Source organism: Actinocrinis sp. (assembly GCF_035946395.1).
Lineage (GTDB): Bacteria > Actinomycetota > Actinomycetes > Streptomycetales > Catenulisporaceae > Actinocrinis.
Genome location: NZ_DASYZI010000257.1, coordinates 1 through 6589, shown reverse-complemented (window position 1 = coordinate 6589; position 6589 = coordinate 1). Strand labels below are relative to the sequence as shown.

At 69.7% G+C, this 6589-nt stretch carries 4 protein-coding genes and 1 pseudogene; all 5 read left to right on the top strand.

Annotated features, from left to right (window positions below):
• The first annotated feature begins 433 nt into the window (after positions 1-433).
• Positions 434-2503 (top strand): glycosyl hydrolase family 28 protein, encoded by a 2070-nt coding sequence (locus VGS97_RS15905; RefSeq protein WP_326854301.1) that lies wholly within the window; start codon positions 434-436, stop codon positions 2501-2503.
• A gap of 170 nt (positions 2504-2673) precedes the next feature.
• On the top strand, positions 2674-3702 hold the full coding sequence (locus VGS97_RS15900) for a hypothetical protein (RefSeq protein ID WP_326854300.1): 1029 nt from the start codon (positions 2674-2676) through the stop codon (positions 3700-3702).
• Positions 3703-3715: 13 nt separating this feature from the next.
• Positions 3716-5251 (top strand): DNA polymerase Y family protein, encoded by a 1536-nt coding sequence (locus tag VGS97_RS15895; protein WP_326854299.1) that lies wholly within the window; start codon positions 3716-3718, stop codon positions 5249-5251.
• Positions 5252-5330: 79 nt separating this feature from the next.
• The gene (locus tag VGS97_RS15890) at positions 5331-6308 is read left to right on the top strand and encodes a hypothetical protein (RefSeq protein WP_326854298.1); all 978 of its coding nucleotides are present in this window, start codon (positions 5331-5333) and stop codon (positions 6306-6308) included.
• A gap of 15 nt (positions 6309-6323) precedes the next feature.
• A pseudogene (locus VGS97_RS15885) lies at positions 6324-6589 on the top strand (hypothetical protein); the annotation flags it as partial.

The window sequence follows — 6589 nt, the reverse complement described above, 5'->3', positions numbered from 1 at the left end:
TTGCTTGCCAAGGCGGGGTGGCTGTCGTATGTTCCTCGTCGCGATGCGTTTCGCACACGGCCGTTATGAGGGTGGCGGCCATATATGCCCCCTTATTCATGTGTAGGCCGTGGAGGATCTGTGTGACCTCTCTGTTCTCTGACCTGCTTTTCGCTTTCCCGTCGCGGTAGGGCCGCGGCGCGCGGGTACCGCGGGACGGGCCTGCGTAGGCGAACGGTCATCGCACCTCAATCAGCACTGCCAATCAGCACTGCCAGTTAGCGCTGCCGGTCAGTGTTACCAATCAGCGTTGCCAATCAGTGCTGCTGGTCAGTGCTGCTGGTCAGTGCGATCAATTTCAGGCTCGCCACGGCATGGCATCGTCCGGGGTTCTGCTCCCCGGGGGGTGACCCACGCACGTCTTCATTCGCCCCCGCCAGGAGGTTGACTCATCATGAGGTTCCCGCCAGGGACCAGATCCGCACGCGCACGTGCTTTTACCGCGATCGCTGCTTGCAGTGCCGCCGCGCTGGTTGGCGCGCTCGTGGTCGTCGCACTGCCGAGTGCCGCCAGTGCTGCGGCTGGAGCCGGCACGTACACCATCGTCAACAACGCCAGTGGTCTGTGCCTGGACCTGCCCGGCTCCAGTACCGCCACTGGCGTGCAACTGGACTTGCAAGCCTGCACCGGGGCAGCCAACCAGGCCTGGACCCTGACTGCTTCCGGTAGTGGGTTCGCCATCACCACCCCGGTCAGTGGCCTGTGCCTGGGCATCATCGGCAACAGCACTTCCGCTGGCAAAGCTGTTCAAACCCAGGCCTGCAACACCACCACCATCCAGCAATGGACCCCCACCCCCATCACCACCGGCAGCACGATCTACCACGTGATCAACACCGGCGCTGCCAAATGCCTCAACGCCAGCAGCAGCGGCACCACGCCCGGCACCCTGGTCGTGCAAAACAGCTGCGACACCAGCGCCACCAAATCCTGGGACCTCAACCCCACCACCACACCCACCAACACCCCCAGCACCACCCCCACCAGCACACCCAGCCCCAGCCCCAGCCCCAGTTCCAGTCCCACCGCATCCGCAACACCCACCCCAACCCACACAACCACCCCAACACCCACCCCCACCACCACAACACCACCACCACCGGCTGGCGTAGCCACCGGTGACAGCCGGACGGTCACCCAGCCGTCGATACCGGCGGTGTGCCAGACCCTCACCGCGAACCTGGCCACCAGCAACGAGCAGTTCTCCAGCACCGCCGAGGCCAGCCCACCGGACACTTCCCGCATCCAGGCGGCGCTGACCGCGTGCAAGGGAACGAACCAGGCTGTCGAGCTCACGTCGAGCGGCAGCAACAACGCGTTCCTGTCCGCGCCGCTGACCGTGCCCGGCGGCGTGTACCTGGTGATCAACTCAGGCACCACGCTCTACGCCACGCGCGTCGCCTCGCAGTACCAGTCCAGTTCCTCGGACGTCTGCGGCACGATCGGGAGCAGCGACAACGGCTGCACCCCGTTCATCACCATCAACGGCGCCAACTCCGGCATCGAGGGCATCCGCGACTCCAGCGGCTCGCAGGGCACGATCAACGGCCGCGGCGACCAGACCATGCTCAACACCAGCACCACGTGGTGGCAGCTGGCGACCACGGCCGGCAACCAGAGCGCGAAGCAGAACAACCCGCGGCTGGTCTACTTCACCGGCGCGAACAACGCCGTGCTCTACGACATCAACCTGATGAACGGCGCGTTCTTCCACGTCACCTACAAGAGCGGCAACGGCTTCACCGCCTGGGGCGTGCGCATCAAGACCCCGGCGACCGCCCGCAACACCGACGGCATCGACCCGGACGCCGCGACCAACGTCACGATTGAGAACTCATACATCCAGGACGGCGACGACGGCATTGCCATCAAGGGCGGCAGCGGCGCGTCCAGCAACATCACCGTCGTCAACAACCACTTCTACGGCACGCACGGCATCTCCGTCGGCAGCGAGACCAACGCCGGAGTCAGCAACGTGCTGGTGGAGAACAACACCGTCCAGGGCACCGACAGCGCCGGCAACGTCAGCAGCCTGAACAACGGCATCCGGATCAAGAGCTACCCGGGCAAGGGCGGCCTGGTCTCCACGGTCACCTACATCAACACCTGCGTGACCGGTGTCGAGAACATCATGGAGTTCAACCCGCGCTACTCCTCCTCCAGCAGCACCAGCAACATCCCCGAGTTCAACAACATCCTGGTCGACGGCTTCACGGCGCAGAACTCGACCTCCAACGCCATCTCCACCATCGAGGGCTACGACTCGTCGCACATCACGGGTCTGACGCTCCAGTACGTCAACGTGGACAACACGTCCTACACCGCCGAGTACTCCAACATCGGCATCTACAACTCCAACCTCAGCCCGTCCTCGGGCACCGGCGTGACGCTCTCGACGCTCTCCACCCCGGTGATCAGCGGCAGCGTTCCGTCCTGCTCGTTCCCGAGCTTCCCGAGCCTGTAGCCGACTAGTACCAGCACTACGACCAGCACGACACCGTGGGCCGGCGGGAGATCGCTTCTCGCCGGCCCACACCCATGGCCGAGGCCGTTGCCCGAGACCGGGTAATGAGCCGCTACGACACGCCGCTCCACAATTGACATCGAACATAAGAGCGAGCAAGACTTGGGCCCATGCTTTTCGCCCAAACGTTCGAAGAATGCCTCGGCTTCGTCGAGGCGGGCTCGGATGCGAGCCGGTATGCGAACGGACGTGCACGCAGGAGCACGAAGACAGGCACGAACACGGGTGCGGACACGAGTGCGGACAACGGCGCCAGTCCCAAAGGCGCCAACTCGTGGACTGTCACCAGCATTGAGCCCGGTGCCGGCCCCGGTGCCGATCCCGGCACTGGCCTGCACACCCGCTCCGGTGCCGGTGCCGAGACGGATACTGGCACCGTTCCCGTTCCCGTTCCTGAGCCCTTGGCCGGATTGCTGCCCGGTGGCTTGCGACGGGGCGAGGTCGCCGCGCTGGCGACCCGGAATCGCGATCAGCATGCTGACTACCTCGCCCTCGCGCTGCTGGCCGAGGCGCTGAACGTGGGTCTGTGGTGCGCCGTGGTCGGCGTGCCGGAGCTGGGGTTTGCAGCGCTGGCCGGGATGCTCGGCCCTGCCGGATCTGCTGTGTCTGCCGAGCGCTCTGGCCCCGTCGGCGCTCGTGCCCCACTGCGTCAGGCCGCGCTCGACCATCTCGTGGTAGTCCCCGAACCCGGCGAGCGTTGGGCCGAAGTGCTGGCCGTTCTCGCCGATGGGGTGGACCTGCTCCTGGTCCGGCCCGCGACGCCGGTCAGCACGCTGATCGCCGACCGGGTCGATGCCCGGCTGCGACCGAACCGCTCCCCCGACGCGACGGCAGTCGACGAGATGACGCACGGAGCGGCGCTGCTCGTTCTCGGCGGCTGGCCGAGTGCCCGGCTGTCGTTGCGCATCACACGTGCGGACTGGACCGGCCTCGACGGGATCGGGCCGACCGCCGGAACCGGCCGGCTGACCGGATGCCGGGCCACCGTCGTCGCTCAGGGCCGGTCCACCGCGGGCCGCCCCCGCGCCGCCCGCCTGTGGCTTCCGGACGCGAACGGATCGGTGCGCGCGCTGTCCGACGTTCCCCGGACCACCGTTCCTCGGAGCACCGCCACCCGACCGCCGTCCACCACCGGCTGACCTCATCCGGACCATGGAAACCAGACCCCTGCGAACACTCGCGCTGTGCTGCCCGGACTGGCCGGTCGTGGCGGCGGGAGCCGCTGCGCAGGCCCCCGTCGCCATCCTGGAGGGCGAGGGCGCGCGACGGATCGTCACCACATGCTCCTACGCCGCGCGAGAGAGCGGAGTCCGCCCCGGACAGCGCATCCGTGAGGCTCGGCGGCGCTGCCCGCAATTGGTGGTGTACCGAAGAGACGAGGCCCGGGACGCCCGCGAGTTCGAGACGGTCGTGGCCGCCGCCGAAGACCTCGCCGCCTCGGTGGAAGTGGTGCGGCCCGGCCTGATCACCCTGGACGTTCGCGGCCCGGCCCGATACCACGGCGGTGAGGTGCGCCTGGCCGCGCTGATCCGCGATGTGGTCGCCACACTGGCCACCGCCTCTGGCGATCCGATCGGTTGCGGCGTGGGCATCGCCGACGGTCCGTTCGCCGCGGCCTTGGCCGCCCGCACGTCCGGGATCGCCCGCGACGCGGTGATCGTCGAGTCCGGCGCCACCGCGGACTTTCTCGCGCCCTACCCGGTGACCGTGCTCGACCGGCCCGACCTCGCCAAGTCGCTGACGCGGCTCGGCGTGCGCACCCTGGGATCGTTCGCCGCGCTGCCCGGCGCGAACGTGGCCGGACGCCTCGGCGTCGAAGGGATGATGGCGCACCGCCTGGCCCGGGGCCTGGATCCAAGGCCGTCCGCCGCACGCCGCTCGGCCGACCGCATGTCCGTCGTACACGAGTTCGATCCACCGGCTGACCAGGACGAACTCGTGGCATTCGTCGGCGCGGCGCTGGCGAACCGGCTGCACTTGGCGCTCGCCGTGGCCGCAGTCGCCTGCGCTCGCCTCGGCATTGACATCGTCACCGCCAGCGGCCGGGGCTGCTATCGGCTGTGGCGACACGGCGGCATGCTCGGCGGCAGGCTGTCCGCGCCCGCCGTCGCCGAGCGGATCCGCTGGCAACTGGACGGCTGGCGTGCCCGCGAACCGTATCCGACCGCCGACCCGGTGGTGACGCTGCGCCTGATTCCCGACCGGTTGTTGGTGGACCGAGGCGGTTGGCAGGCGTCTCGGGACTTTTGGGACCCGCAGGACTCATGGGACTCGCAGAGTCAGGATGCGTGGAGCGGCGGCGCGAACGTCCCGGGCCGGGTCGAGCGGGCGATCGAGCGGGTCGAGACGATGCTCGGCCCCGGCGTGGTGCAACGCCCCCGTTTCAATCCCCGTTTCGGCGGCGGGCACGTCTCGACGTCGCAGGCGCCGCTGCCCCATCCCCCGCTGCTGCCCACGGCCCCCTGCCCAGCCGAGTTGCGCGACGCGGCCGGTGGGCCGATCGCGGTGACCGAACGCGCCCGGCTGACCGGTGAGCCGGCGCTGCTCACCGTTTTCGGCAAGGTCCTGAGCGTGACGGGGTGGGCCGGTCCGTGGGAAACCCGGCTCCAGTGCGCCACCGCCGACGGACGCGCCTGGCTGCTCACGGCGCAGGGCGAGAGCTGGCAGGTGGAAGGCGTATACGGCTGACGACTGCGGCCGGTGGCACTGACGCCGCATCAGTTGTCCACCACTTGACAGAAAGTGGACGAAACACCAGGCTTGGGGCATGTCTCTCGATCAAACGTTCGAACGCCGTCGCCGCCTCGACGCGGTCGCGGACACGAACGGGTGGGACAGGCATTCGGCTGGTTCGGTCGCATCGACCACGGCATCGACCACGGCGGTTCCGGTGCTGGACGCGCTGTCCGGGCTGCTGCCGGACGGCCTGCGGCGAGGGGAGGCGGTGTCGTTGGCCGGACGGGGGCAGGACCGGTCGCCGGGCTATCTCGCGCTCGCCCTGCTGGCCGGGGCGCTGCGCGCGGGACTGTGGTGCGCGGCGGTCGGAGTGACCGGGCTCGGCGGCCTGGCGCTGGCCGACCTGCTGGGCCGGGGGACCGAACGGCGCGCCGGGCTGGCGCGGCTGCTGGTGGCACCGGAGCCGGGCGAGCGGTGGGCGCAGGTGACCGCAGTGCTGGCCGACGGGGTGGACCTGCTGTTGGTACGCCCGCCGGGGCAGGTGCCGGCACAGTTGGCCCGGCGGATCGACGCACGGCTTCGGCAGGGCCGAACGAGTGGCGGAACCCGGCACAGCGCGGCGCTCCTGGTGCTCGGCGCGTGGCCCGGCGCGCAACTGGAACTACGTACCGCACGCACGGTGTGGGCCGGGCTGAGCGAGGCCGGACCGGCTGCCGGGACCGGGCACCTGACCGGCGGGCAGGCGACGGTGGTGGCTGCGGGCCGGGCCACCGCGGGTCGGACGCGCACGGCGCGATTGTGGCTGCCGACCGCGACCGGCACGGCCGAGCCGCTCCTGTCGACCGATGATGCCCCCTCTTCGAACTTGACCGTGTCCGGCGGCGCAGGGTCGGCCAACGCGCAGCAGCGGGTGACCCTACAGCCGCACACAAGGCCACGGTCACGTTCGAAGAGCCCTGATATCCCGCCGAGCATGACGGACACGACAGACACGACGGACGACGCCGCGTCTCCCGCATCTCCCGCGCCTGCCGCGTCTCCCGGTCGGCAGCTGTCGATCGTCGCGTAAGCAGCGGGACAGATCATGCCGTCCCGCGAAAACACTGGCCGTAACACCGGCCGCGCCGACCGCTCCCCGCGCACCCTGGTGCTCTGGTGTCCGGACTGGCCGGTGATCGCCGCGGGCGCCGACCTGGACAGCCCGGCCGCGATCCTCGACGGGGTGGGCGCGCGCCGGACCGTCGTCGCGTGCTCTCCCGCCGCACGACAGGCGGGGGTGCGGCGCGGGCAGCGGGTGCGCGATGCGCAGCGGCTGTGCCCGAGCCTCACGGTGCACCCCCGCGACGAGCA

Bases quoted from the DNA above. Each gene is read 5' to 3' on its own strand.
- VGS97_RS15905 (WP_326854301.1), top strand. From the start codon at position 434: ATGAGGTTCCCGCCAGGGACCAGATCCGCACGCGCACGTGCTTTTACC.
- VGS97_RS15900 (WP_326854300.1), top strand. From the start codon at position 2,674: ATGCTTTTCGCCCAAACGTTCGAAGAATGCCTCGGCTTCGTCGAGGCG.
- VGS97_RS15890 (WP_326854298.1), top strand. From the start codon at position 5,331: ATGTCTCTCGATCAAACGTTCGAACGCCGTCGCCGCCTCGACGCGGTC.
- VGS97_RS15895 (WP_326854299.1), top strand. From the start codon at position 3,716: ATGGAAACCAGACCCCTGCGAACACTCGCGCTGTGCTGCCCGGACTGG.